The sequence below is a fragment of the Amycolatopsis rubida genome (genome assembly GCF_900115345.1).
In the GTDB taxonomy this organism is placed as follows: domain Bacteria; phylum Actinomycetota; class Actinomycetes; order Mycobacteriales; family Pseudonocardiaceae; genus Amycolatopsis; species Amycolatopsis rubida.
Genome location: NZ_FOWC01000026.1, coordinates 1 through 23,781 on the forward strand (window position 1 = coordinate 1; position 23,781 = coordinate 23,781).

Consider the following 23,781-nt stretch of genomic DNA (forward strand, 5'->3'; position numbering starts at 1 on the left):
CCCGCCTCCCGCGCCGCGGCGAGCTTGTCCAGCGTGTCGTTCGCGCCCTTCACGTAGGTCGCGTGGTGCTTGCTGTGGTGCAGCTCGTTGATCTCACCCGAAATGTGCGGCGCGAGAGCGCCGTAGTCGTAATCGAGTTCGGGCAGCTCGTACCGGGCCATGGGCCCTCCTTCTGTCTTCGACATCAAGTCTTGCCCCTTCGAACCTAGTAGCACACCCGCGCCCCGGGCGAGCGGGGGCGGCCTCGGCGCCACGGGCTGGAACCTGCTTGAGTGAATGTTCACCTTCCAGTACCGGGCCGCTTCGCCGGCCACTCAGCGTGACCGTTTCGTCCGCCCCGCCCCGGTTCCCCGGCGCCAGGTACGGTTGCTCCCATGGCGACGTCCCGGCTCGGCAGCGTGCAGCGGGTGCTGCTGCTGTTCGCGCTGGCACTGGGCGTCGCCGTGATGCACCACGTGCCTTCGCCGGGTGCCGGGCATGCCATGACGAGCCAGATGTCCGTCGAGGCGCACTCGGTCGCCCCAGCTTTGGCTGCCGCCACCGACTCGGGCATGCCCGCCGGCGAACACTCGATGCTGCACGTTTGCCTGGCGGTGCTGTACGCGGCGGGCGCACTCGTCCTGGGCCTGCTGGCCTTCCGCCGCCGCACCGCCGCACAAGCGATTTTCGACGGCACCCGAGGCTCCCCCGCGGCCGGCCGCCCGCCCGGCAGACGAGGCCGGGCCGTTCTGACTTCTCTCTGCGTGCTGCGGACCTGATCGGTATTTCCTTTCCGGTCTTTCCTCGCAATTTTCCTTTTGAGAGAAGGTTTTTTCGTGCGCAGAATCTTTTTCCGCGGCGCCGTGCTGACCGCGTCGCTCCTGCTCGGCGCGTGCAGCAGCCCGGAGCCGCCCGCTCCGGCGCCCAGCTCGCAGGCGGGACACAACGCCGCTGACGTCGCGTTCGCCCAGCAGATGATCCCGCACCACCAGCAGGCGCTGGAGATGGCGAAGATGGTGCCGTCGCGCGGCAGCGACCCGAAGGTCGCCGACCTGGCGGGCCGGATCCGGGCGCAGGACCCGGAAATCCGGCAGATGCAAGGCTGGCTGAAGACCTGGGGCGTCGCCGCGACCAGCCACTCCATGCCCGGCGGCCACGAGATGTCCGGCGATCACACGATGACCGGCATGATGTCCGGTGCCGACCTGAAAAGCCTGGAAGCCGCCAAGGGCCCGGACTTCGACCGGTCGTGGCTGGACCTGATGATCAAGCACCATCAGGGAGCGGTCGAGATGGCGAAGACGGAGCTGGCCCACGGGGCGGATGCCGGGGCGAAGGCGCTGGCACAGCGGATTGCCGATGCGCAGGAGGCGGAGATCGCTGAGATGCGCGGTCTGCTGAAGGGCTGATGCCGTGGGAGCCGGGGTCGTCGCTTGGGCGACCCCGGCGCCCCGCGTCGTGCCGCTGAGCCGGCGGTACTCGCGGGCTCGGCGCCGAACTGCCTCGTCGACGCCAAGCCCGGCCTTCACCGGCGCAGGCGTTCCGGCGCTTCGTCGAGCACGTGCAGCAGCCGCGCCGCGAGCGCCTGGCAGGCAGCCTCGGTCAAGCCGGTGTCCTGTGCGAGCACATCCCGCACCAGGGCGAGCCGTTGGTCGTACCGGGAGACAAAGCTTAGTTCGCTGGTCATGTTTCCGTCCTCTTCTGTGGTTTCCCTGCTTCCCGCGGCGCAGGCGCAGGCGCGGCGGAACCCGCCCGCCGCGGTCGCCGAGCAGAACCGGTCCGCGATCGCGTCGTGTCCGGCTTTCTCGTGGCGGCACACCGGGCAGGCACCGGCGGACCGAGCGGCGAGCGGTGCCGCGGACTGCGCGCTCATCGCGGAGCGCCAAGGCCGGGCAGGTAAGGAGTCCATGGCGGACACGGCCGGCTCAGCGCGTTCCGGCGACGCCGTTGCCGGCCAGGATGTCCGCGGCGGTGGCGGTGGAATCGCCGTCCGCGGCCGACCGGAGCACGGCACGGGCCGCTCCGCCGGGGGCCTCCCGCGGCACCACCAGCAGGCGCACCCGCCGGGAGTCCGTCCCGATCGCCTCCACAGTGTCTGGATCCGTCGCCCGGAACCCCTCCAGCCGCACGATCCGGCCGCCGAGGAGCACTTTGCGCGCGGTCGCGCCCCAGGCGTCCAGGTGATACGACACCCGGGCCAGCGGGCCCACCCGCGCTTCGAGCGCGGCGGCCAGCGCGGGCAGCTCGGCGGCGAGGTCCGCCGAACGCGGCCACCAGCCGCCGTCGACGTGCCCGGGCTGGGAGCCGGCGCATTTCAGCGCCACTCGCGCTTGCTCGGGTCCGCGGTCTCCGGCCGGGGCTTTCCGGGCCGGCGCCGCCGTCATCGGGAACCGCTTCCGGCTGTTGCCGGCGCGGTCCGGAGCCCGCCGCCGACCTCGTGCAGGTGCCGCAGGACGTCCGCGTAGGTGCGCAGCAGCCCTCCTTGGCTGTAGCTGATCCCGCGGGCGAGGCAGAAGTCCCGCACCAGCGGCTGTGCCCGGCGCAGCGCCGTCATCGGGATGTTCGGGAAGAGGTGGTGCTCGATCTGGTAGTTCAGCCCGCCGAGGGCGAAGGTCGTCCAGCGGCCGCCCCGCACATTGTGCGACGTCAGCACCTGGCGGCGGAGGAAGTCCAGCTGGTGGCCCGGTTCCAGGTGCGGCATCGCCTTGTGGTTGGGCGCGAACGAACATCCCATGTAGACGCCCCACACGGCATGGTGCACCACGATGAACACGACCGCGATTCCCGGCGGCAGCAACAGGAACACCGCGGCGAGATAGGCGGCGAGGTGGGCGGCCAGCAGCACCGCGTCCAGCCCGCGCGATCTGATCCCGCCGTGCCACACCGCCTTGATCCCCGACCAGTGCAGGTCGAGGCCTTCCAGCAGCAGCAGCGGAAAGAACAGGAACGCCTGGTATTTCGCCATCCAGCGCAGGAAACCCGTCTTCGCCCGGCTCTGCCCGGTGCTGAACGCCAGCGCGGGGATGTCGATGTCCGGATCGGAGTTCTCGAGATTCGGGTTCGCGTGGTGGCGGTTGTGCTTGCCCACCCACCAGCCGTAACTCAGCCCGACCAGCCCGGCGAGCCCGGTGCCGACCGCGTCGTTCGCCCGCCTGCCGCGGAAGATCTGCTTGTGCCCGGCATCGTGGCCGAGAAACGCGAGCTGGGTGTAGGCGACCGCCAGCAGCACCGCAGTGCCCAGCTGCCACCAGTGCCCGCCGGCGAGCGCGAGCACCACCCACGCCCCGGCGAAAGCCAGCAGCGCCAGCCCGCCCCGCAGCAGGTAGTGCACGGGGCGGCGGCGGAACAGCCCGGCCGCCTTCACCAGTTCCGACAGCTCGGCGTACTCGCTTCGGCGCGGAGGGCCGGGCCCACGCGGGATAGCCGGGTTCGTTTCGTCCATTGTGGAAACTCCAAATCGGATGGCGGCGGAGGACCGCCGCTGGCCGCCGCGGGACGGACCGCGCCGCGGCAGCGGAAAGAGCGAGTACGGGGACAGCTGGATCCGGCGGAGCGGAAAGGGCCGCCGGTCAAATCGCGGGGCGAAGAGGCTTGTCCTTCCGGATTCCCGTCATGCCCCGGTGCCTCCTCGGTCGCCGGCAGCCGTGCTGCGATTCGATCGGCGCGACCGAGGTCTGAGGTCCTTGCCCGAAGCCTACACCCGCGCCGGTGCGGGTGCGCGCTCGCCGTTCCGCCAGGCCGCGCGCCGAAATCCGCTTCACCCGAATGCGGCTTCCCGCCCTGGTGAGAACGGGAAACGGCGATCGGGCCGCAGCGCACCGCCCCGGCCCGGGTCCGCGACGGCGCCCTCGGCCGGGACGAAGGGGTGTACCGTCAGTGGTGTCCGGGAGTATCTCGTGCCGGCGGCCCTGGGCCATCGCCGCAGGGACAACGCACGGCATGCCGCCGGGCCCACGGCACATCACCGTCATCCCAGCGGCCTTGAGACCGCCGAGCCGCCCTCGCCGCAGCCGCTGCACGGCACAAGCGGGTGGCGCCCAGCAGGGAATGCCGGTGGTGCGGCGTGGCCCAGCTGCCCCTGGCTCCCCGTCTTCTGCGGATTTCGCAGTGTCACGAAAGGAAAAGCCGATCACCGCTTCGGTCAGCACCCCGCTTTTCAGCCATCCCGTCGCCGAGCCGCCCCGGCCCGGCGCGCTCGTCCTGCCGCAGGACGACCGCTACGACGGCCTGTTCCGCCAGCCGGCCGGACCGTCCGGCGAGCGGAAAGAACCGCAGCCGCGCGCAATCCGGCCGCGGCACCGGCGCCGCTGACGCCCAGCCCTTCTCCGGCGCGCAGTCTGTTCCGCCGCGCAGCGCCGGCGGCGTCCGCCGCCCGGCCATCCGCACCATCGGACGGGAGCGCCGCGATGAAGCCAGTCCCGCAGGACCGCACCGCCGGCCCGGTGCTTGAATCGCTCGCGCCAGGAAACCGGTTGCGGCTCAAGGAACCGAGCGCCGCGAAAGGCTGCTTCGACGGTGCCTGGTGGCCGCGATCGCGCGAACCGGTCGCCGAGTTCAGCGCCCTCGTCGCCGCGCTCGCGGACCGGTCGGGCCGAGTCGACCGGATCGGCTTCAACCCCGCCGCCTGGGATCTCGCGCCCGCCCGGCTGGCGCACGGCCCGAATCTCGTGCGCCTGGCCGGATTCTTCGGCCTCCAGCGGCACACCGTCGTCGTGATCGGACCGCGCATCCGCCACCTGACACTGCTGGTGATCCCGCCGGAGGCCCCGCCCGGCCCGGCGGAACGCGCGCTGAGCGCCGCCTCCGCCGCCGACAGCACCGATGCCGCACTGGAAATCCTTCGCGACAGCGGCGTCCTCTCGCGGCAGCCCGCGTAGCCGCATCCCGAGCCTCGCCGTTCACGCATGCCAGCCGGCCCCGAAGCCGGGATCGGAGCTTCCCATGCCGACGCCACCGCGCCGAGGCCGTTCCTCCGCACCGGCCGAGGCGCGGCTGCGGCTGAAACCCCCGCTGCCGGTCGCCGGCTTCGTGGACGGCGGCTGGTGGCCCGCTTCGGCGGACCTGACGGCCGAAGTGCCCGGTCTCGCCGCGGCGCTCGCCGACCGGATCGGCCCGGTATGGCGGGTGGCGTTCGCGCCGCAGGCCTGGCTGCCCGCCGAACCCACGATGATCTCCCGGGGACGGCTCGTCCGCCTGGAAGGCTTCCGCTCCCAGGACCCGCATGTCGTGCATGTGACCGGCGGTTCGATGCGCCGGCTGACACTGCTCGTCGTCCCCGCTCGAACACCGCCGGCGGCCGCCGCGACCGCGCTGTCAGCAGCCGCGGACCGCAACGGCACCACCCGCCCGGAAGCCATCCTGAAAGAATCCGGAGCCGCGCCCCGGCCGGCCGAGGACGATGTCTGCCGCTGGGAGTCCGAAGGCGGCGCCGGCTTCGGATCCCCGGCACCTGCCAGCGGCTCGGCGTAGTCCTCGAAGCGAACGCTGGCCCCCCGCCCAGCACGTCCGCGGCGCGTCGCTCTCGCCGTGTTCTCGCCGACAGGTTCGCCGCCGGCGTTCGCAGTCTCCCGTCCGCGGTCGAAGCGGCCGTCTCGGCCAGCACGGCCGCCGCGGCACCCGTCACCGCGACCAGCAGCAGTGCAACACCTCCCGCGAGCAGGGCGATCGCCGCGATTCCCACCGGGATCAGCACCACGCCGGTGGACGCCAGCGGCGACTCCGGCGACGGCGGCTGGACCGGCGGCGTCGGCGGGACTTGTCGGCGGCGTCGGCGGCATGAGCGGCGTCGGCGGCATGAGCGGCGTCTTCGTGAGCGGGGTGGTCGTCTTGCATCGCTCGTCGGTGGAGGCGTCGGGGCAGTTCGTGCCTGGCGTGGTCGAGGAAATGACGTTGCGCAGGCTCTGTCCGTCGCCGATGGGGTTCTTGACCTTCACGCTGTAGGTGACCGTCGCGGTCGCGCCAAGCGGCAGGTCTCCGGTCCAGGTCAGCCGGGGTGCCGCGTAGGTCGTCGAGCCGGTTGAGGCGGTCGCGTCGTCGTGGTAGGCCGCAGTGGCGAGCACGCCGGTCAGGTCGTCGGTGAAGGTGGCGTCCTTCAGGTCCGTCTGGCCGGTGTTCGTCGCGGCGACGGTGTAGACGACCTGGTCTCCCGCCTTCGCCTCGGTGACGCTCGCCTTCTTCTCCAGGATCAGGCCCGCGACCGGTGTCGTGGTCCCGCGGCGCGGATCCTTCGGCTCCGGCGGGCAGTTCCCGAGGTGACGACGTTCGCCAGCGTGTGGTCGCCCTTCACCGGGTTGCTGACCGTGACGCCGCAGGGGGACCCCAACCAGGGCAGCTCAGCGAGATTTCCCGAGGACGGCCCCGGGCCCCGGGCCGCCCGTCACGTCCTGAAGGGGTGTTGCCATTCCCATCCGAAACGGTGCCGGAGCACCACGAGAATTTCCCGGGAAAAGTCAGCCGGAATCGACGACCCGGCCGCGTTCGACGGCGACGATCCGGTCCGCGCGGGCGGCCAGCGCGCGGGTGTCGTGGCTGATCAGCAGGAGGGCGGCGGACGTCCGGCGCTGGTAGGCGTCGAGGCAGTCCAGGACGCGGACGGCCAGTTCCGCGTCGAGGCCGGTGGTGACCTCGTCGCAGATCAGGACGCGCGGTTCGGCCAGCAGCGCCCGGGCCAGGGCCGCGCGCTGCAGCTGGCCGCCGGAGAGCCCGGCCGGGCGGCGGCCGGCCTGGGCTTCGGTGAGCCCCAGTCCGATGAGGACTTCGCCGGCTTCGCCGGTCGCGTCCGCCGGGCGCAGGCCGCGCAGCCGGACCGCGGTCGCGGCGACCTGGTCGAGCACCGTCCGGCGAGGGTCGAACGACGACGCGGCTTCCTGCCAGACGTACTGGACATACGCCGTCTGCCGGGCGGTTCGCTTGCGCAGCAACGGCACCGGCTTCCCGTCGGCGAACACCTCGCCGCGGACTGGTGCCAGTCCCGCGAGGCAACGAGCCAGACTGGTCTTCCCGGCGCCGGAAGGACCGACCACGCCGACGGTCTCCCCCGCGAACAGCGACAGGTCGACGTCGCGGAGGACTTCCATCCGGCCATAGTGGACTGAGACCCCGCGCAGCTCAGCCACGCGCGCACCCCGCTCGACCGTCCGGGGAAGCGGCATGGCCGTGGGCGGTGGTTCGTCGGTGAGGGTTCCGTCCCGCAAGCGCAACGTCCGGGTGGCCGCGACGTCCGGATCGTGGGTGACGACCAGCAGCGCTGCCCCGGCGTCGGCCAGCGCGCGGAGCTGACGGAGGAGGCCGGCTTTGCTGACGGCGTCGAGACCGGTGGTCGGTTCGTCCAGGACCAGCGCGCCGGGGCGGGTCGCGAGGACCTGCGCGAGGGCGAGCCGGGTCCGCTGGCCGCCGGAGAACTCGAACGGGTAGCGCCGGAGGAGGCCGTCCGCGGCTTCGAAGGCCACCAGCCGCAGCACTTCGGCGACCCGCTCCCGGCGTTGCTCGCGCGACAAGCGCCCGGCATCGAGCCCGACCAGTTCCCCGAGCGCGTGGCCGACGCGCCGGGCGGGGTTCAGCGTCTCGGCGGCCTGCTGCGGCAGGTAACCGACCTTCCCGGGCGCGACCACCTCCGCGCGCACGGTGACCCCGGGCCGTTCGAGCCCGGCGGCGGCCATGGCCACGGTCGTCTTGCCGACGCCGGACGGGCCGGACAGCGTGACGATTTCGCCCGCGCTCACGCTCAGGGAGACGTCGTGCAGCAGCGGGGTTTCCCCGGCATGCGCGGTCAGGCCGCGAATGCTGATCACCGGTTCGGCCACTGCGTCCCCGGATCCGCCAGCAGGTCGTCCCACAGCAGGTTCAGGCCGACGACCAGCGCCACGATCAGCCCGGCGGGCAGGAACACCGACCACGGCGCTTCGGAGAGCCCGTCCTTGTTGGCCGCGACGGTCACCGCCCAGTCCGGCGACGCCGGGTCGAAGCCGAGGCCGAGGAAATTGGCCGAGGAGAGGAAGTAGATCGCCGCGGCGAGCCGGACGCCGAAGTCGGCGGCGACCGGGCGCGCGAGTTCCCGCAGCGCGTACCGGCCGTAGCGGTGGCGCCGCGGTTCGCCCTGCATGCGGAGCGCGTCCATCACCGGGCCGTGCACGACACCGCGCGCCGCCATCCGCACGAAACGGGCGATCGGGGCGACGAGCGCGAGTCCGACCGCCGAGGCGATCGCGACGGCGGAGCCGTTGGTGCGCACCGCCGCGACGATGATGATCAGCAGGGACGGCAGGCACAGCAGCACGTCGAGCGGGCGCATGATCAGGTCTTCCAGCCACTGGCGGGGCGCCGCGGCGGCGGCCATGCCGAGGGTGAAGCCGATCGCGTAGGCGCACAGCACGGTCAGGCCGGTGACGACCAGCAGCGTCCGGCCGCCTTGCAGCGCCGCCGCGAGCACGTCCCGGCCGAGCCGGTCAGTGCCGAACGGCGACCAGGTCGACGGGCCGAACGGAGCCTGCCGCCCGGCCGGGGCCCCGCTCGCGACGAGCGGGCCGAAAGCCGCGACCAGCACCGGCACGGCGACCAGGCCCGCGTAAACCCGTCGCGCCCTCACCTGCCCGGCGCCCATCGCCGTCCGATCAGGTCGATCAGCGCGTTCACCACCACCGCCACCAGCCCGGTGACCAGCACGATCGCCAGGATCACCGGCTCGTCGCGGTCGCCGATCGCGCCGATCAGCGTCGAGGCGACCCCGGGCAGCGCGAACACCGCCTCGACGATCAGCACCCCGGAGAGCAGACCGTCGCCGGTCCGGCCCAGCTCCTGCATCGCCGGGCCCAGCGCGTTCGGCGCGATATGCCGCAGCAGCAGCGAAACCCGGCCGACGCCGAGCCGGCGGGCCTGCCGCACGTACGGCTTCGCGGACACGTCGATCACCCCGGCGCGGACCAGCCGGACCAGCGGCGCGGCGACCCGCGCGACCATCACCGCCAGCGGCAGCACGAGGTATCCGGGTTCGGCGAGCATCGTGCCCAGGTCGGCACCGAGGAAGGTCGCGGGGAACCAGCCGAGGCCGATCGCGACGTAGGCGACCAGCAGCACCGCGAGCACGAAATCCGGGATCGCGTCGAAGAACACGCTCACGGTCGTGATCACGCGGTCACGCGGCGAACCCGGCCTCAGCCCGGCGGCGAAGCCCGCCCATCCGGCGAGCGGCAGCAGCAGGATCGTGGTGAACGCGGCCAGCACGCCGGTGATCGCGAACGGCCCGGCGATGACGTCCGCGACCGGCTCGCCGCTGGCGTAGGACGTGCCGAAATCGCCGGTCGCCGCGTGGCCCAGCCAGCGGGCGAAGCGCAGCAGCGGCGCGACGTCCAAACCGAGCAGCTCCCGGGTTTCGACGCGTTGCCGCTCGCTGAACAGGTCATTGCCCTGCACATCCGCCGCGTCGCCGGGCAGCAGCAGCGACAGCCCGAACACGAGCGCGACCAGCACCGCGACCTGGCCCGCGCCGATGCCGAGCCGGCGCAGCGCGAACCGCGTGCCGGGCGTCAGCGGATCCCGGCGACGATGCGGTCGTCCCCGACCTGCCACACCGTGCCGGCCTCGGCGAATCCGGCCTCGCGCAGGAAAGCCAGGTAATCTTGCACGGACGGGCGGTCGGTCACCTCGTGCGCGAACCCGCCGGCCCGCCGCGCGACCAGACCGGCCAGCTCGGGCGCGGCTTCGACGGCCTGCCACCACGCGGCCCAATCCTCGTCGCGCGCCACTCCGGCCCGGGCCGCGCGCCGCTTCGTCAGCGCGCGGGTCAAGGTGTCGAGCCGCGGTCCGGCGTCGCCCTCGTAGAGGTGGTCGCCGTTGACGAAAACCCCGCCGGGAGCGAGGACTTCACCGCACACGGCCAGCAGGTCGCGCAACGGCGCGCGGTTCATCCAGTGCAGTGCGGTCGTGCTGACGAACGCGTCGGGTGCGCGGTCGAGTTCGAGCGCCTCGTACCAGCCGCGCTCGCGCAGATCCGTGGTGACGGTGCGGAACCGGTCGCTGCCGTACGCGAGATCCGCGAGACCGAGCAGCAGCGGGTCGGCGTCCGCTCCGACCACCCGCGCGCCGGGGAACCGGGCCAGCAGCCGGGTCGCGAGCGAACCGGGACCCACGCCGAGGTCCACGATCAGCGGGTCTTCGCGCGGGACCAGCTCGGCCAGCACGTCGCCGAGCACCGCGAACCGCTCCTCGCGGTCGGGCAGGTAGAACTCCTGCTGCCGGTCCCAGCGGTCCAGCCAGTAGCGGGCGCGGTCTTCGGTGGGGACGGTCATCGGGTCACCTTGTCGAATCGGGCCCAGTTCAGCGAATTGGGCACTCCGGCGGGAATTCCGCGGTACTTCGCGGAGGCGGCGCTGTTCCAGGTCGAGTTGCCCCAGAACACGAATCCGCCGCGGTCGTGGAGGATCTCGTGCATCCGGCGGTAGAGCGCGGCGCGGTCCGGCTGTTTCGCGGTGGAAAGCGCCTGGCGGTACAGCGCGTCGAATTCCGGATCGTGCCAGTTGGTGCGGTTCTGCGGCGCGTTGCCGAGCAATCGCGACGCGAAGTGGTTCGGGATCGGCAACGGCCCGGACTGGCCCATGGTGAGCTCCCCGGTCTTCAGAGCTTCGGAGTAATAGGTGTCGCCGGAGCCGACCCGGACCTTGACCGTCACTCCGCTGCGTTTGGCTTGTTCGGCGAAGAGATTCGCCGCCTCCACGAATCCGGCCGCGGCCGGCGCGGTGAACAGCTCGAAGGCCAGGTTCTGCGCGCCGGCTTCGCGCAGCAGCGCTTTCGCCTCGTCCGGATCGTAAGTGTGCGGGGGAAGGTCGGCGTAGTACTCGAAGCCTTTCCCGAACACGTCGTTCGCGACCTCGCCCTCGCCCTGCAACGCGACCTTCACCAGTTCCTCGCGATCGACCATCCGCATCATCGCCCGCCGGACGTCCGGGTTGTCGAAGGGCGGCCGGTCGGTTTTCATCGCGAAGTAGTAGATGCCGCTGTGCGCCGCGGAACGCACGTCGATCCCGTCCGCCGCGCGCAGCGTTTTCGCCGCGGCCGGGGTCAGGTCGTCGGCGAAATCGGCCTGACCGCTGCGCACCGCGGCCGGGCGGGCGTCGTTCTCCGCGCTGAGGACGCGCAACCGGCGGATCTTCGGCGCACCGTCCCAGTAATCGTCGTACGCGGTCGCCGCCATCTCGCGACCGGGCCGGAACGACTCGAAGCGGAACGGACCGGTGCCGATCGGATGCTTGAAGTCCTTCGTGCCGTTGCGGACGATTCTGGTGCCGTAGGCGGAAAGCGCGGTCAAGAACTCGAACGACGGTTGCTTGAGCGCGATCTCCACCGTCTGATCGTCCACCTCGCGCGACTGCGAAAGGTCGACCAGGTCCAGCGTCGCGGCGGCGATGAACGGCTGCGGGCCAGGCGGGCCGAGCACCCGCGACAGCGTGTACAGCACGTCGGCGGAGGTGAACTTCGCGCCGTCGTGCCAGCGCGCGTCGCGCAGCGAGAGCCGCCAGCGGGTGCCGTCGGCGTTCGGCTCGGCGGCGCGGGCGAGCCGCGGCACCGGCCGCATCGTGTCGTCGACCTCGAACAGCCCGTCGTACAGGGCTTTCAGCCGCGCCTCGTCGATGAACAGGTGACTGGTGCCCGGATCGAGCCGTTCGTCGGTGCCGGACCCTTTGAGCACAGCGGAAAACGTGTCGATCCCGGTGCCGCCGCCTGCTTGCCGGCCGCCGCACCCGGCCGCCAGCACGCCCGTGGCGCCCAGCAGGAACCCGCGCCTGCTCAGCCCTGCGGATCCGGTCATGAGACTCCCTCGCGCCGGGCCGGCGCCGGAAGGAGGAGAACAGGACGAAGCGCCGCCCGCGTGCCGCGGCGGCTCCCCGGCCTGGCCAAATCCGCGTGGCGCCGGCCGATCAGTGGATCCCGCGGAGGTATCTGGCTTCGGCTCGGCGAGCCTCACAGTTGCGGGGCAGCTCCGGAATCGCACCGGTCTTCCCTCCACGTGCGCCACACCCTAGGCGGTGCGGTCTCCTTCCGCGCGGTTCGTGCGAAATCTCACCTCGCGGGTCCCGGCCGAGCAGCATTTCCCGGGGGACCGGACGAAAGGGCACCGGAGGGTGAGCGACGGACCGTCGCCGCCGGAACTGGCCGGATACGTGCGGGTGGCGCGCGTTCACCGCGAGCACGAGCGCTACCGCTCGGTGCTTCGAACTCGGGAGTCGGCGGCGATTCCAACGCCTTGGAGCTGCTGGGCGCCCGATGGCCGGACAGTACGGCGCCCGACCGGCGCGATCCCGCGCACGGTGCGCTCGGCTGCGTCGATCTGCGGTGGTCGCGACCCCTCATGGAAGGGGGAAGGCGGATCCGAGCCAGCCGAGATCACCGCCCTGCGCAGCCGGTTCGAGCGGTACCAGCGGCTGTCCGGATGGCTGGGCGAGCACAGGGCGGCGGCTGCGCTGCCTGCTGGTCCCCGATCTCGTCGAAGCCGCCCGCCCGCGGTTCCGGGCGCTGACGCGCACCACCGAAGCGGCGAACGCGTACAGCCTGGTCGCCCGGCTGCTCGACTCCGCCGTCCATACGCTCAAGGCGCAGGACCTCACTCCCGAAGGCGTCCGCCGCGATCCCGCTGCCGCGGCGAAGATGGTGCTGACCGCGTCCTGGTTCCTCGATTCCGCGGCTTCCGCCCTCGCCGAAGCCGGTGCGCGGCTCGGCTTGCCCGATCCGGACTGGACCAGCTTCATCGCGCTCGCCGAGAGCTGAGCCTTTCTGGTTCATTCGAAGACATGGCCGAGACTTTCGGAGTTCCGCGACCGGGCAAGTCGACTATTACGCCCGCGTGGCCGAAGCCGGCGCGACTACAAACGGCACGTGCTCGCCGGGCTGGATGTCGGCTGCGGTCCCGGCACCGACCTGCCCGCGATGGCCGAAGCGGTGGGTGCCGCGGGTTGGGTCGCCGGAGTCGACACCGAGCCGGGGATGGTCGAGGAGGCAGGGCGGCGGGTCTCTTCCGTGCCGCAGGTTTCGGTCCGGCTGGCCGATGCGCAAGCGCTGCCGCTGGAGGACGCTGACGCGGCCGGGGCGCGGACGGACCGGATGGTGCAGCACGTCGCCGACCCCGCCGCGGTTTTCGCTGAACCGCGCCGGGTCCTGCGACCGGGCGGGCCGGCGTGCGTGGCCGAGCCGGACTGGGACAGTCTGGTGGTCGATCCCGGGGAGCGCTCCACGAACCGCGCGTTCAACCGGTTCGTGTGCTCGACGATGGTCCGGAACGCGACTGCCGGCCGTTCCCTGGCGCGGTTCGCGGTGGGCGCGCGGTTCGAGGTGCTCGACGTTTCGGACGAGGCGCCGGTGTTCCGCGATTTCGGGACCGCGGACAAGATCGGGACACCGAGCGCGCGGTGCGAGCGGGCCAGCTGGAGCGGGCAGCCGGGGACGAGTGGCTGGCGACGCTCGCCGCGGGGCCGTTTCTGGCCGCGAGCATGGTGTTCGTCGGGGTTTTCGTCAAGCCCGCCGCTTGACCATCTCCGCGATCCACACCGGCGCGTACGGCGAGGTGCAGTTCGGCGGCGTCGGATAGTCCTTGAGCACGCCCAGCCGCTCGCCGATGCCGATCGCACGGGCGCGCAGGCCGGGGTTTTCGATGCCGATCTGGGCGAGGCAGTGGTTCATCGCCCACTGCAACCGCTCCGGGGCGGCTTTCATCTCGGCTTCGATGACGTCGAGAAGCCGGTCGAGGTCGAGCCCGCCGGGCTTCTTGGCGACGCGGTCCGCGGTGAGCGCCCAGCCCGCGCTCGCCACCACCGGGTCGGGGTCTTCGAGCCAGGCCGCGCGGAGGTCATCGGCGTGGCGGCTTTTCCTGACGATGTTCGCGAGGAGCCAGTCGTGGACCTTGGGGGTGCCCGCCTCGCGCAGCATCCGGTCGAGGTCGTCCCGGTCGAACTGCTTCGGCCGGGCGAGGAGGAGCGCGAGAAGGCGGGCGTTGCTGTCGCCGGTCCGCCAGAGTTCGCCGGCCAGGCCGGGTTGGGCTTTGAGTTCTTTCGCGAGGGCGCGGAGCTTGGCGAGGTTGACGCTGTGGTCGTCGCCGTGGTTCTCGTTGACCGCCCGGATTTTGGGGTCGTGAAGCTCGGCGAGCCGGTCGAGGACCCCGGAGAGGGTTGCTTCGGCCACAGGAACCTCCCTGCTCAGGTGCGGACAGCGCCGAGCATACGGGTTCGAGGTGGCTCAGCCAGCTTTTCGGTCGTGCGGGGAACCCTGCGGGAATCTGATTCCCGCAGGGTTCCCCGCACCGACGGTCAGCGGGGTCAAGTACGCCAGTCGGGATGCCGAGCATCGGCGAGGAACTCCTCCGGAGCGGGAATCGGCACCCGCACCCAGTTGTCCACCCGGGTGAACGTCGCGCCGCCCATGCGGCCCACCGGCTGGTACACGTCCTGGTCCAGCCGTCCGTCCGGACGCAGCAACCGGTCGTCCACCGCTACCCCGGCCACCTCGCCGAAGACCAGGTGCGAGCCCCGGAACTCCTCGATCTTCACCAGCGTGCATTCCAGGCTCGGGCCGGCCCCGGCGGGATGGGGCACGGCGATCCGCACCCCGGGCGTCCACGACAATCCGACGTGCTCGGCTTCGTCCACCGACGAGTCCACTGTGGACGCAGTGCGCGCGACCAGTTCCTCCTGGCCGCTCAGCGCTATCGTGATCGCGAACTCGCCGCGGGCCTCGATATTGGCCAAAGTGTCCTTCGGCGCTTCCGAAATCGAGAACAGCACCGTCGGCGGGTCCATGGTCAGCGGCGCGAAGTAGCTGAACGGCGCGAGGTTCCGCACCCCCGCGCCGTCCACCGTGCTCACCCACGCGATCGGCCGCGGGACGACGGCGTTCTTCACCATCCACACGAAAGCGCCGCGGTCAGCGTCGGTATTGCTGCTGTACACGAAACCTCACTCTGTCACTACCCGCCCTCCGAGCATGGTCAGTTCCGACCGTACGCTCAGCAACTCCGGGCCCGCGGCGGTGACCGGATCGTGGGCGAAGACCGCCAGGTCGGCGAGCGAGCCGACACTGAGCGTTCCCTTGGCAGACTCCGCGTGTTCGAGCCAAGCCGGGCCGGTCGTCCACAAGCGCAGTGCCTCCTCCCTGGTGAGCGGGCTGGCCACGGCGGAGAAGGCGTTCGGGCCGGGCGAACCGGTGAAGGTCGCGACGCCGCGGCGCCAGTCCGGCACGGTCACCGGGGCGTCCGAGCTGTCGGCGACCACCACGCCGTGGTCCAGCAGGGCCCGCGCGGGAAAGGCGCCGGCCCATCTCTCCTCGCCCAGCACGCGGACCATCGACGGGCCGCTGTAGGTGCGCATCAGCGAGCTGGTGATGACTCCGATGCCGGACCGAGCCAGGCGGGAAAGCACGGCGGAGGACAGGAAAGTGCCGTGGATCAGCGCGTGCCGGGCCGCCGGCCAGGGGTCGACCGCCTGGGCCGCCTCGATCGCGTCGACGACCGCGTCCGCGGCCCGGTCCCCGGTGACGTGGACTTGCACGCGCACCCGCCGGACGTGCGCGGCCAGGATCAGTTCGTGCAGCTCGCGCACGCGCGCGTCGTCGTCGGGGCCGAAGGTCACCAGGCTGCCGTGCCCGCCGGACGGGTACGGCGAGTGCATCCACGCGGTGCAGTGCGTCGGCACTCCGTCGGCGAACAGTTTGATGCCGCCGATCCGCAGCAGGTCGTCGCCGACCGAGAAGTCCGTCTCGTCCAGCAGCCGTGCCAGCGAGGCGGCGGACGTCGTCGGCGACGGCCAGTTCCAGTGCAGCAGCGCGGTGATCCGCATCCGCAACCGGCCCGCGGCGTGCAGGTCCCGGTAGTCCCGCCACAGGTCCGGCGGGACGATCGGGTCGGTCACGCTGGTCATCCCGAGGGCGTTCAGCCGTTCCATGCCGCGCACGATCGAATCCAGCCGGACCGACCGGCTCGGCTTCGGCACCAGCGAAGCGACCAGTTCCTGCGCGCTCTCCACCAGGACCCCGGTCGGTTCGCCCGCGGCGTCCCGCACGATCTCCCCGGCTTCCGGATCCGGTGTCGCCGCGGTGATTCCGGCCCGGTCCAGCGCCGCGCTGTTCGCCCATACCTCGTGCGACGACGCGTGATGCAGCACGGCAGGCCGCGTGCCGGTCACACCGTCCAGCCAGGCGCGGGTGGGCGCCCCTCGGCCGTCGGCGAATTCGGCGATCGTCGTTTCCCGCCAGCCGCGGCCGACGATCCACTCCCCCGGCGGCGCCTCGGCCAGCGCACGGGCTACCGCGGAAAGATCCGCGGCGGCCGAAAGGTCCACACAGAACTCCGGACCGGCGGCGGCGTGGAAGGCCAGGTGCACATGCGCGTCGTTCAGTCCGGGAAGGACAGTCCGGCCCGCCAGCTCGACGACCCGCGCATCCGGTGCGGCCGCGGCGGAAACCGTCTCGTCGTCGCCGACCGCGGCGATCCGGCCGTCCGACACCAGCACCGCGGAGGCAGTTCCGGCTACCGGATCGAACGTCCGGACCACGCCGCCGCGCAGCAGCACGTCCTCAGTCATACCGCCGCCAATTCCGGAACGTCGCCGCTCGGCACCACGGCCTGATGTTCTGGATGCCAGGCCACGATCACCTCGTCTCCCGGCCGATGCTCGTGCGCGACTCCGGCGGTCAGCACCGCACAACCGCGCGCGCCGTCGGAATACCGCAACCAAATCCGCGTGTGGTCGCCGACGTACACGATGTCGGTCACCCGCGCGCTCGCCCGCTGGTGTCCGCTCGGGACCGGATCCGCGGAACTGTGCAGGGTCAGGCGTTCCGGCCGCACGATCGTCACCTCCCCCGGCGTCAGCGACAGCGCATTGGACTCCCCGACGAACTGCGCGACGAACAACGTTTCCGGCCGCTCGTACAACTCCTCCGGCGTGCCGACCTGTTCGATCCGGCCGTCGTTGAACACTGCGATCCGGTCCGACAACGTAAGCGCCTCCTGCTGATCGTGCGTCACGAAGAGGAACGTCATGCCCAATTCCCGGTGCATCCGCGCGATCTCGCGCTGCAACTGGTCGCGCAGCTTCTTGTCCAGCGCGCCCAACGGCTCGTCCATGAGCAACGCACGCGGTTCGTACACCACCGCCCGCGCCAAAGCGACGCGCTGCTGCTGGCCGCCGGAAAGCTGGCGCGGCAACCGATCCCGCACCGCCGACAGCCCGACCAGCTCCAGCACCTCGGCCACCCGCCGCGCGATCTCGGGCTTCGGCACCTTGCGCTGGGTCAGTCCGAAAGCGACATTGCGCGCCACCGACATGTGCGGAAACAGCGCGTACTGCTGGAAAACCACGCCGAGATTCCGCCGGTGCGGTTTGAGCCGCGAGATCTCCTGACCGTCCACCGTGATCGACCCGGACGTGAGCGGGGTGAACCCGGCGATCATCGACAGCATGGTCGTCTTGCCCGAACCGGACGGGCCGAGGAAGGTCATGAACTCGCCGTCGGCGATGTGCAGCGAAACGTCGTCCACGGCGGGCCGGTCGACGCCGGGGTAGGCCTTCGTCACGTGTGCGGTCGCGATTCCGTCAGTCATGAGTGCTCTTTTCGGCGCAGAACGGCGGGGACGAACAGCAGGATGGTGGTGAACACGACGATCAGGCTCGACGCGGCGGCGATCGTCGGGTCGATTTCCAGCACGATCGATTCGTACATTTTCACCGGCAGCGTCTTGATCGCGGGCGTCTGCAGGAACAACGCCACCACGACCTCGTCGAACGACGTGGCGAAGGCGAACACGAAGCCGGACAGCACGCCGGGCGCGATGATCGGAAGCACGACCTTGCGCAGTGTCGCGAACCGAGGCGCGCCGAGGCTGGCCGCCGCTTTCTCCATGGTCGGGTCGTACCCGGCGAGGCTGGTCCGCACCGAGGTGAGCACGAACGGCAGTCCGAGCACCGCGTGCGCCAGCACGAAGCCGAGCATCGTGCCGTTCAGCTGCCAGCGCAGGAAAACGCCGTAGATCGCGACCGCCACCACGATGCCGGGCAGGATCATCGGAGCCATCAGCAACTGCCGGACGACGCCCTTGCCCCGGCCCATCCGGTCGAGCGCCAGCGCGGCCGCCACGCCGAGCACGGTCGCCAGCAGCGCGGCGAGCACCCCGACCTGCACCGAATTCGCCAGCGCGGCCAGCCATTGCTTGCTGGTGAAGAACTCCGCGTACCAGTGCCACGACCAGTCCTTCGGCGGGAACTCGAAGGTCGAGCCCGCGCCGAAGCTCATCGGGATCACCACGAGCGTCGGCGCGACGAGCACGAAGGCGACGAGGACGACCCACACGCGCAGGCCCCAGCCGAGGCTCCGCTGCCGGACCGCGGCGGCCCTGCTGATGGACGGATTGTCAGCCACGGCCGGCACCTCCAGCCGCGCTGGTGCCCAGCGGCGCGGCCACGCGGCTGAGCACGGCGAGCACCACGAGCGTGACGACCAGCAGGATCGTCCCGAGCGCGCCGGCGCCCGCGAAGTCCAGCAGGTCGTTGACCTGAGTGCCGATCACCTGCGCGACCAGCGCCTGCTGCGGCGTGCCGAGCAGCGCCGGGGTGATGTAGAAGCCCAGCGACATGATGAACACCACCGACACCCCGGCCAGCACGCCCGGCATCGACAGCGGCACGTACACCCGCAGGAACGCGACCGGACGCCGCGCGCCGAGGCTGCCCGCCGCGTGCAGCAGGCTGCGGTCGATGCTCAGCATCGAACTTTGCAGCGGCAGCACCATGAACGGCAGCATCACCTGCACCATCGCGACCGTCACCCCGGCCACCGATCCCAGCAGCACGACCCCGTCGATGCCGATCGCCGACAGCACCCGGTCGATGACGCCGCCGCGCTGTTCGAGCACGTACCAGGCGAAGTTTCGCGCCATCAGGCTGGTCCAGAACGGCATCAGCACCAGCAGCGTCAGCACCGACCTCGCGCGACGGCCGACGAGCGTCATCGCGTAGGCGTAGGGATAGGCGATGACGAGCGTGGCCACGGTGATGATCAGCGCGGTCCGCAAGGTCCGCAGCAGCACGCGGATCTGCACCTCGTCGCCGAGCACCGCCAGGTAATTGCCGGCCCCGAACGACGGTTCGGTGAAGCTCCGCCACAGGATCACGGCGAGCGGGTAGAAGAAGAACACCAGCACCACTGCCGCGGCGGGCAGCAGCAGCCACGAAGTCCGCCGTTTTTCGGACCCGGCGCGGCGCACAGCAGGCACGCGGGTCGCCACGGCGGTCATCCGGTCGTCCAATCCGACCACGCCTTCACCAGCTCGGGCCGGTTCGCCGCCCAATAGCGCACGTTGCTGAGCACGCGCAGGTCCTCCTTGCCCTCGCCCCAGATGTCGAGCTGGCGGCCGATCTCCGAACGGGCGGCGGGGGCGGCCGTGTTGGCCGGTCCCACGCCCGCCCGCGCGGCGAAGTCCGCCGCTTGCGCCGGTTGCGAAGCGAAGCGGATGAGCTTCTTCGCCTCCTCGGCGCGCGCCGTCCCCTTCGGCACCACGAGTACGTCCCAGGTCACCGGCACCGGGATGTCCGGCACCACCTTCCAGTTCGTCGCCCCCGCCTTGAGCAGCGAGAACGCCCGCGCGCTGACGATCAGCGCCATGTCCGCCTGGCCGCCCGCCATCCGCTGCTGCTGGTCGCCGTAGGTGCTGCTGATGGCCAGCTGCGGCCGGATCCGGTCGTACATCCGCAGCGCGCGGCGCATGTCCAGCGGGTACAGCTTGTCGCGCGGCACGCCGTCGGCCAGCAGCGCCGCCTCGATGGTGCCGACGCTCGGGTCGCCGCCGTAGATGATGCGGCGGCCGGGGAACTGCTTCGGGTCGAAGAAGTCCGCGAGTTTCGCCGGCGGATGCTTGCCGTAGACCTTCGAGTCGTACATCAGCATCATGCCGAAGAAGGCGTCCGGCACCCCGCAATCGGTGAGCGAGCCCTCCGGGAACCCGGCGGCCTGCGCGCCCATGTCGACGGGTTCGAGCAGGCTCCCGCACACCGCGGCGGCGGCGGACGCGTCGGTGTCGACGACGTCCCAGGTCACCTTCCCCGCCTCGACCATCGCCTTGAGCTTGGCGTTGCTCGACGGGCCGTCGATGGTGACCGTGGTCCCGGTCTGCTGCTCGTACGGGTCGAGCCACGCGGCGCGCTGGCCCGCCTGGTACGCGCCCTGGCCGTAGGAGGCGAACACGAGCGAGTTCGGGCCGCCCTCGGAAATCGCGCAGCCGGCGGTGGTGAGCAGAAGCGCGGCGGACAACAGCGTCGGTATCCGGCGTCTCATGGCTCCTCCGTTCAGCTCGCCGCGGCGGCGACGTGCTTGCACAGCACGTCGGCCAACGTGTCGATCTGGTCCTCGGTGATCACCAGCGGCGGGGACAGCACGATGCTGGTCCCGGACGCGCGGACCACCACGCCGTCCGCGCGGCAGCCCGCCTGCACCGGCGCGGTGGGCCGGTCGGCGAACTCGATGCCGAGCATCAGGCCGACGCCGCGGACCTCGCGCACGTGCGGCAGCTCGGCGAGCGGGTCGAGCCGCGCGCGCAGCCGGGCGCCGAGGACGGTGGCGCGTTCGAGCAGGTTCTCCTTTTCGATGAGATCCAGGTTCGCCAGCGCGACCGCCGACCCGACCGGGTGGCCGTTGTAGGTGAAACCGTGCAGGAACGTCGCGCCTTCGGCGAGTTCCAGCACCCTCGATCCGATGAGGACCGCACCCATCGGAATGTACCCGCTGGTGAGCCCCTTCGCGGTGACGATCATGTCCGGTTCGACGCCGAAGCGCTCGCTGCCGAACCAGTGCCCGGTGCGGCCGAACGCGGTGACGATCTCGTCCACGATCAGCAGGATTCCGTGTCGCCGCAGGACTTCCTGCACCCGCGGCCAGTAGCCCTCCGGCGGCGGAACCATCCCGCCGACGCCGAGCACCGGTTCCCCGATGAACGCGGCGATCCGGTGCGCGCCGATCTCCTCGATGCGCTTCTCCAGCTCCGCCACCAGAATGCCGGTCGCGTCCGGACCGTGCTCGATGCCGTGCGGTTTGCCGAGCCATTCGACATCCGGCAGCAACGGGCCGTACCCGGCGCGCAGGCCCTCGATCCCGGTCGCGGCCAGCGAGGCGCCGCCCATGCCGTGGTAGCCGCCGTGCCGCGCCAGCACCACCGTGCGCTCCGGCGAACCGGCGTGATGGAAGGCGAGGCGAGCGAGCTTGATCGCGGTTTCGTTGCCCTCCGAACCGCCGTTGGTGAGGAAAACGCGTTCCAGGCCGGCCGGGGCGAGCGACAGGAGGCGTTCGGCGAGCCGGATCGACGGTTCATTGGAGTAGTCGCCGAAGGACGAGTAGAACTCCAGCTTGCGGATCTGCTCGGCGGCGACGTCGGCGAGTTCGGCGCGGCCGTGGCCGACCGGGCACTGCCAGAGGCCGCAGGTGCCGTCGAGGTACTGGTTGCCGTCGGTGTCCCACAGCAGCGCGCCCTCGCCGCGGTCGAGGAGGAGCGGTTCGGCCGGATCGCCGATGACGGTGTGCGGGTGGATGAGGGTGCGCCGGTCGGCGGCGGCGAGGTCAGCGGTGGTCAACGCGGATTCCTTTCGGGGAGCGGTTCAGAACCGCAGAGCGACGGCTTTGGTCTCGGTGTAGGCCTCGATGCCTTCGGCCCCGCCTTCGCGTTCCTGGCCGGAGTTCTTCTGGCCGCCGAAGGGAAGTTCCGGACGCACCGGGGCCGGGTCGTTGACGCCGAGCACGCCGAAATCGAGCCGGTCGAGCGTGCGCCAGATGCGGCGCAGGTCGGCGCCGAACACGTAGGCGGCGAGGCCGTAATCGGTGGAGTTGGCCAGTTCGACGGCCTCGTCGTCGGTGCCGAAGGCCGACACCGCGAGCACCGGGCCGAACGTTTCCTCGCGGCTGATGAGCATGTCCGGGGTGACGCCGTCCAGCACGGTGGGTTCGAAGAAATGGCCCGGCAGCGCGGAATCCGTCCACCGGTTGCCGCCGACGAGCACGCGCGCGCCCTTGCCGACCGCGTCCGCGACCTGGTTCTCCACCTTCGCCAGCCCGGCCTCGTCGATCAGCGGCCCGACGTGGGTGCCTTCGGCGTCGCCCCGGCCGACCTTCAGCGCGGCGGTTTTCTTTTCGATCAAGGAAAGCAGGTCGTCGCGGACACTTTCGTGGACGTACAACCGGTTCACCGCGGTGCAGCTCTGCCCGGCGTTGAAGAACTTCCCGGTGACGACGCCCGCCGCGGCGGCTTCGAGATCGGCGTCCTCGAACACGATCGCCGGCGAGTGCCCGCCCATTTCGAGCGACGTGCGGCGGAGGATGTCGCCGGTCTGGCGCAGCAGGCCCAGTCCGACCTCGGTGGAACCGGTGAAGCTGACCTTGCGCAGCCGCCGGTCGGCCAGCAGTGCTCCGACGAGGTCGGCGGGCCGGGTGGTGGTCAGCGACTGCAGCACGCCGCCGGGCACACCGGTGTCCTGCACGATTTCCAGCAGCGCGGTCGCGATCAGCGGGGTCTGCTCGGCCGGTTTCGCGATGACCGGGCAGCCTGCCGCGAGCGCGAGCCCGATCTTGCGGATCAGCATGCTGGCCGGGAAATTCCACGGCGTGATCGCGAGCACCGGGCCGACCGGCGCGCGCAGCACGAGCCCGGGGCCGGCCGCGTTCGCCGGGGTGACCCGGCCGTACGCGCGGCGGCCCTCCTCGGCGGCCCACTCCAGCATCCGGGCGGCCCCGGCCAGTTCGCCGTTCGCCTCGGCGAGCGGTTTCCCGTTCTCGCGGCTGAGCAACGCGGCCAGTTCGCCTTGCCGCGCACGGATTCCGGCGGCCGCGGCGCGCAGGTGGCCGCTGCGGGTCTCCGGGTCGGTGTCCGCCCATTCGCGGGCCGCACGCGCGGCCGCGGCCAGTGCGTCCCGCGCCTGTTCGGGCCCCGCGTCGGCGGCCTGGCCGAGGACGGCGAGGCTCGCGGGGTCGACGACGTCGAACGTCGCCGGGGCGGACTGCCAGCGGCCGTCGATCAGCAGGGTCGCGGCGGCGGTGTCGGGCATCGGGTACGCCTTTCGGGTCGGCGGTTCGGGATGCGCCGAGTCTGACCCCATGGTGTTGATTAAGTCAACACCTGAGCGGCGGCGAAATTCCGGAAAGGACAGTGGGAAGTTCTTGCGGTGCAACGGTATCCGGCAACACTTCGACCCCGGCGGCGTCGGGCGCGGCCGGGGCGGGAGTACGGGTTCGGTTAACGCGCGGCCGCGAGCAGGCCGCGCAGGGCTTCGAGCGCCGGGCCCGGATCGACGTCCGGATCCGCCGCCTGGTGCAGGAACATTCCGTCGAGGGCGTAGAACACGAGCTGGGCCAGCCCGCCGTCGGCCGCCAGTTCCTTGCCGACCGCGGCGAGATAGCCGTCGTAGAGCCTTCGCACGACCGGCCGCAATTCGGGCCGCCGCGCCGCTTCCACGACCAGCTGGTACTGGAACACTTGCAGGTCCGCGCTGTCCCGGAACCGCTGACGCACCTCGGGACCGTCCGCGTAGACGCCGGTGCGGGCGCCGATCAGGCCGTTTTCCGCGCTCTCCTCCAGCACCAGGTCCAAAGAGGACTGGAGGAGGTCGTCGATCGAGGAGAAATGGTGCTGGACCGCGCCGGTGGTGCAGCCCGCCGCGCGCGCGACCGCGCGGTAGGTGAGGCCGCGCAGCCCGTCGGAAGCGACCACGCCGACCGCCGCCCGGCGCAGGGCGAGCTTCGTCCCGGTCGGGTCGTCCGCGGTTGTGGACCGGCTCATCCGCACCTCCTCGG

At 71.5% G+C, this 23,781-nt stretch carries 25 protein-coding genes, 3 pseudogenes and 1 riboswitch; of the genes and pseudogenes, 8 read left to right on the top strand and 20 right to left on the bottom strand.

What is annotated here, in order from left to right; genetic code table 11:
* Positions 1–161, bottom strand: a pseudogene (locus tag BM362_RS44290) (superoxide dismutase); the annotation flags it as partial.
* 213 nt (positions 162–374) lie between these two features.
* On the opposite strand from BM362_RS44290, the gene BM362_RS44295 reads away from it, so the two are divergent.
* Together BM362_RS44295 and BM362_RS44300 are read left to right on the top strand one after the other, a co-directional pair.
* Positions 375–758 carry a hypothetical protein gene (locus BM362_RS44295; RefSeq protein ID WP_093577223.1) on the top strand — a complete coding sequence of 128 codons (384 nt, stop codon included), beginning with the start codon at positions 375–377 and terminating at the stop codon, positions 756–758.
* Between the two features lie 57 nt (positions 759–815).
* Positions 816–1,388, top strand: coding sequence for a DUF305 domain-containing protein (locus BM362_RS44300; protein ID WP_167545675.1), 573 nt, complete (start codon positions 816–818; stop codon positions 1,386–1,388).
* A gap of 116 nt (positions 1,389–1,504) precedes the next feature.
* Here BM362_RS44300 and BM362_RS49770 read toward each other — a convergent pair whose 3' ends face one another.
* Genes BM362_RS49770 through BM362_RS44315 form a run of 3 tightly spaced genes read right to left on the bottom strand, consistent with a single transcriptional unit; the run spans position 1,505 to position 3,421 of the window.
* Entirely contained in the window at positions 1,505–1,888 is a 384-nt protein-coding gene (locus BM362_RS49770; RefSeq protein WP_143132650.1) for an RGCVC family protein, read from the bottom strand.
* 16 nt (positions 1,889–1,904) lie between these two features.
* Positions 1,905–2,303: a DUF5994 family protein gene (locus tag BM362_RS44310; RefSeq protein ID WP_244287485.1), complete on the bottom strand. Its 399-nt coding sequence runs from the start codon at positions 2,301–2,303 to the stop codon at positions 1,905–1,907.
* A gap of 56 nt (positions 2,304–2,359) precedes the next feature.
* Positions 2,360–3,421: a fatty acid desaturase family protein gene (locus tag BM362_RS44315; protein WP_093577226.1), complete on the bottom strand. Its 1,062-nt coding sequence runs from the start codon at positions 3,419–3,421 to the stop codon at positions 2,360–2,362.
* 665 nt (positions 3,422–4,086) lie between these two features.
* Between BM362_RS44315 and BM362_RS44320 the strand changes: the two genes are divergently transcribed.
* The 4 genes from BM362_RS44320 (at position 4,087) to BM362_RS49775 (ending at position 5,919) form a co-directional block, all read left to right on the top strand.
* The gene (locus tag BM362_RS44320; RefSeq protein WP_067576474.1) at positions 4,087–4,290 is read left to right on the top strand and encodes a hypothetical protein; all 204 of its coding nucleotides are present in this window, start codon (positions 4,087–4,089) and stop codon (positions 4,288–4,290) included.
* 95 nt (positions 4,291–4,385) lie between these two features.
* Positions 4,386–4,856 (top strand): DUF5994 family protein, encoded by a 471-nt coding sequence (locus BM362_RS44325; protein ID WP_093577227.1) that lies wholly within the window; start codon positions 4,386–4,388, stop codon positions 4,854–4,856.
* Between the two features lie 64 nt (positions 4,857–4,920).
* A complete protein-coding gene (locus BM362_RS44330; RefSeq protein WP_067576473.1) occupies positions 4,921–5,448 on the top strand; it encodes a DUF5994 family protein in 528 nt (175 codons plus the stop codon).
* A 324-nt stretch (positions 5,449–5,772) separates the two neighbouring features.
* Positions 5,773–5,919: a hypothetical protein gene (locus tag BM362_RS49775; protein WP_244287486.1), complete on the top strand. Its 147-nt coding sequence runs from the start codon at positions 5,773–5,775 to the stop codon at positions 5,917–5,919.
* Here BM362_RS49775 and BM362_RS50425 read toward each other — a convergent pair.
* The 6 genes and pseudogenes from BM362_RS50425 to BM362_RS44360 all read right to left on the bottom strand — a co-directional run.
* A pseudogene (locus tag BM362_RS50425) lies at positions 5,865–6,305 on the bottom strand (DUF7927 domain-containing protein); the annotation flags it as partial. The gene BM362_RS49775 and the pseudogene BM362_RS50425 overlap by 55 nt on opposite strands.
* Positions 6,306–6,428: 123 nt before the next feature.
* Complete coding sequence (locus BM362_RS44340) at positions 6,429–7,781, bottom strand: ABC transporter ATP-binding protein (protein ID WP_167545676.1); 1,353 nt, start codon at positions 7,779–7,781, stop codon at positions 6,429–6,431.
* A complete protein-coding gene (locus BM362_RS44345; RefSeq protein WP_093577257.1) occupies positions 7,766–8,563 on the bottom strand; it encodes an ABC transporter permease in 798 nt (265 codons plus the stop codon). Before BM362_RS44345 ends, BM362_RS44340 begins: the two co-directional genes overlap by 16 nt.
* Positions 8,560–9,543, bottom strand: a complete 984-nt coding sequence (locus BM362_RS44350) for an ABC transporter permease (RefSeq protein WP_208865530.1) — start codon at positions 9,541–9,543, stop codon at positions 8,560–8,562. The genes BM362_RS44345 and BM362_RS44350 overlap by 4 nt, the downstream gene beginning before the upstream one ends.
* Positions 9,501–10,262 carry a class I SAM-dependent methyltransferase gene (locus BM362_RS44355; protein ID WP_093577229.1) on the bottom strand — a complete coding sequence of 254 codons (762 nt, stop codon included), beginning with the start codon at positions 10,260–10,262 and terminating at the stop codon, positions 9,501–9,503. The genes BM362_RS44350 and BM362_RS44355 overlap by 43 nt, the downstream gene beginning before the upstream one ends.
* Positions 10,259–11,779, bottom strand: a complete 1,521-nt coding sequence (locus tag BM362_RS44360; RefSeq protein WP_093577230.1) for an ABC transporter substrate-binding protein — start codon at positions 11,777–11,779, stop codon at positions 10,259–10,261. The genes BM362_RS44355 and BM362_RS44360 overlap by 4 nt, the downstream gene beginning before the upstream one ends.
* A gap of 125 nt (positions 11,780–11,904) precedes the next feature.
* A riboswitch (cobalamin riboswitch) is annotated at positions 11,905–11,973 on the bottom strand.
* A gap of 330 nt (positions 11,974–12,303) precedes the next feature.
* On the opposite strand from BM362_RS44360, the gene BM362_RS44365 reads away from it, so the two are divergent.
* Together BM362_RS44365 and BM362_RS49785 are read left to right on the top strand one after the other, a co-directional pair.
* A complete protein-coding gene (locus tag BM362_RS44365) occupies positions 12,304–12,735 on the top strand; it encodes a hypothetical protein (protein WP_093577231.1) in 432 nt (143 codons plus the stop codon).
* A gap of 159 nt (positions 12,736–12,894) precedes the next feature.
* Positions 12,895–13,101: pseudogene (locus BM362_RS49785) on the top strand (methyltransferase domain-containing protein); the annotation flags it as partial.
* Between the two features lie 375 nt (positions 13,102–13,476).
* Here BM362_RS49785 and BM362_RS44375 read toward each other — a convergent pair.
* The 10 genes from BM362_RS44375 to BM362_RS44420 all read right to left on the bottom strand — a co-directional run bounded on the left by BM362_RS44375 (position 13,477) and on the right by BM362_RS44420 (position 23,767).
* A complete protein-coding gene (locus BM362_RS44375; protein WP_093577232.1) occupies positions 13,477–14,142 on the bottom strand; it encodes a DNA alkylation repair protein in 666 nt (221 codons plus the stop codon).
* Positions 14,143–14,276: 134 nt separating this feature from the next.
* Positions 14,277–14,906: a flavin reductase family protein gene (locus BM362_RS44380; RefSeq protein ID WP_067576467.1), complete on the bottom strand. Its 630-nt coding sequence runs from the start codon at positions 14,904–14,906 to the stop codon at positions 14,277–14,279.
* Positions 14,907–14,912: 6 nt separating this feature from the next.
* Entirely contained in the window at positions 14,913–16,535 is a 1,623-nt protein-coding gene (locus BM362_RS44385; RefSeq protein ID WP_093577233.1) for an amidohydrolase, read from the bottom strand.
* The gene (locus tag BM362_RS44390) at positions 16,532–17,557 is read right to left on the bottom strand and encodes an ABC transporter ATP-binding protein (RefSeq protein ID WP_067576465.1); all 1,026 of its coding nucleotides are present in this window, start codon (positions 17,555–17,557) and stop codon (positions 16,532–16,534) included. Before BM362_RS44390 ends, BM362_RS44385 begins: the two co-directional genes overlap by 4 nt.
* Positions 17,554–18,372 carry an ABC transporter permease gene (locus BM362_RS44395; RefSeq protein WP_093577259.1) on the bottom strand — a complete coding sequence of 273 codons (819 nt, stop codon included), beginning with the start codon at positions 18,370–18,372 and terminating at the stop codon, positions 17,554–17,556. The genes BM362_RS44390 and BM362_RS44395 overlap by 4 nt, the downstream gene beginning before the upstream one ends.
* Positions 18,365–19,267: an ABC transporter permease gene (locus tag BM362_RS44400; protein WP_232791494.1), complete on the bottom strand. Its 903-nt coding sequence runs from the start codon at positions 19,265–19,267 to the stop codon at positions 18,365–18,367. Before BM362_RS44400 ends, BM362_RS44395 begins: the two co-directional genes overlap by 8 nt.
* Entirely contained in the window at positions 19,243–20,283 is a 1,041-nt protein-coding gene (locus BM362_RS44405; protein ID WP_067576464.1) for an extracellular solute-binding protein, read from the bottom strand. The genes BM362_RS44400 and BM362_RS44405 overlap by 25 nt, the downstream gene beginning before the upstream one ends.
* A gap of 11 nt (positions 20,284–20,294) precedes the next feature.
* Positions 20,295–21,572 (bottom strand): aminotransferase family protein, encoded by a 1,278-nt coding sequence (locus BM362_RS44410; RefSeq protein WP_093577234.1) that lies wholly within the window; start codon positions 21,570–21,572, stop codon positions 20,295–20,297.
* Between the two features lie 24 nt (positions 21,573–21,596).
* Complete coding sequence (locus tag BM362_RS44415) at positions 21,597–23,036, bottom strand: aldehyde dehydrogenase family protein (protein WP_067576462.1); 1,440 nt, start codon at positions 23,034–23,036, stop codon at positions 21,597–21,599.
* A gap of 188 nt (positions 23,037–23,224) precedes the next feature.
* Positions 23,225–23,767 carry a TetR/AcrR family transcriptional regulator gene (locus tag BM362_RS44420; protein ID WP_067576461.1) on the bottom strand — a complete coding sequence of 181 codons (543 nt, stop codon included), beginning with the start codon at positions 23,765–23,767 and terminating at the stop codon, positions 23,225–23,227.
* Positions 23,768–23,781 lie beyond the last annotated feature (14 nt).

Coding starts and splice junctions, on each gene's coding strand:
- BM362_RS44415 (WP_067576462.1), bottom strand. CDS start 23,036: ATGCCCGACACCGCCGCCGCGACCCTGCTGATCGACGGCCGCTGGCAG.
- BM362_RS44295 (WP_093577223.1), top strand. CDS start 375: ATGGCGACGTCCCGGCTCGGCAGCGTGCAGCGGGTGCTGCTGCTGTTC.
- BM362_RS44360 (WP_093577230.1), bottom strand. CDS start 11,779: ATGACCGGATCCGCAGGGCTGAGCAGGCGCGGGTTCCTGCTGGGCGCC.
- BM362_RS44385 (WP_093577233.1), bottom strand. CDS start 16,535: ATGACTGAGGACGTGCTGCTGCGCGGCGGCGTGGTCCGGACGTTCGAT.
- BM362_RS44390 (WP_067576465.1), bottom strand. CDS start 17,557: ATGACTGACGGAATCGCGACCGCACACGTGACGAAGGCCTACCCCGGC.
- BM362_RS44315 (WP_093577226.1), bottom strand. CDS start 3,421: ATGGACGAAACGAACCCGGCTATCCCGCGTGGGCCCGGCCCTCCGCGC.
- BM362_RS49770 (WP_143132650.1), bottom strand. CDS start 1,888: ATGGACTCCTTACCTGCCCGGCCTTGGCGCTCCGCGATGAGCGCGCAG.
- BM362_RS44420 (WP_067576461.1), bottom strand. CDS start 23,767: ATGAGCCGGTCCACAACCGCGGACGACCCGACCGGGACGAAGCTCGCC.
- BM362_RS44405 (WP_067576464.1), bottom strand. CDS start 20,283: ATGAGACGCCGGATACCGACGCTGTTGTCCGCCGCGCTTCTGCTCACC.
- BM362_RS44325 (WP_093577227.1), top strand. CDS start 4,386: ATGAAGCCAGTCCCGCAGGACCGCACCGCCGGCCCGGTGCTTGAATCG.
- BM362_RS44355 (WP_093577229.1), bottom strand. CDS start 10,262: ATGACCGTCCCCACCGAAGACCGCGCCCGCTACTGGCTGGACCGCTGG.
- BM362_RS49775 (WP_244287486.1), top strand. CDS start 5,773: ATGAGCGGCGTCTTCGTGAGCGGGGTGGTCGTCTTGCATCGCTCGTCG.
- BM362_RS44330 (WP_067576473.1), top strand. CDS start 4,921: ATGCCGACGCCACCGCGCCGAGGCCGTTCCTCCGCACCGGCCGAGGCG.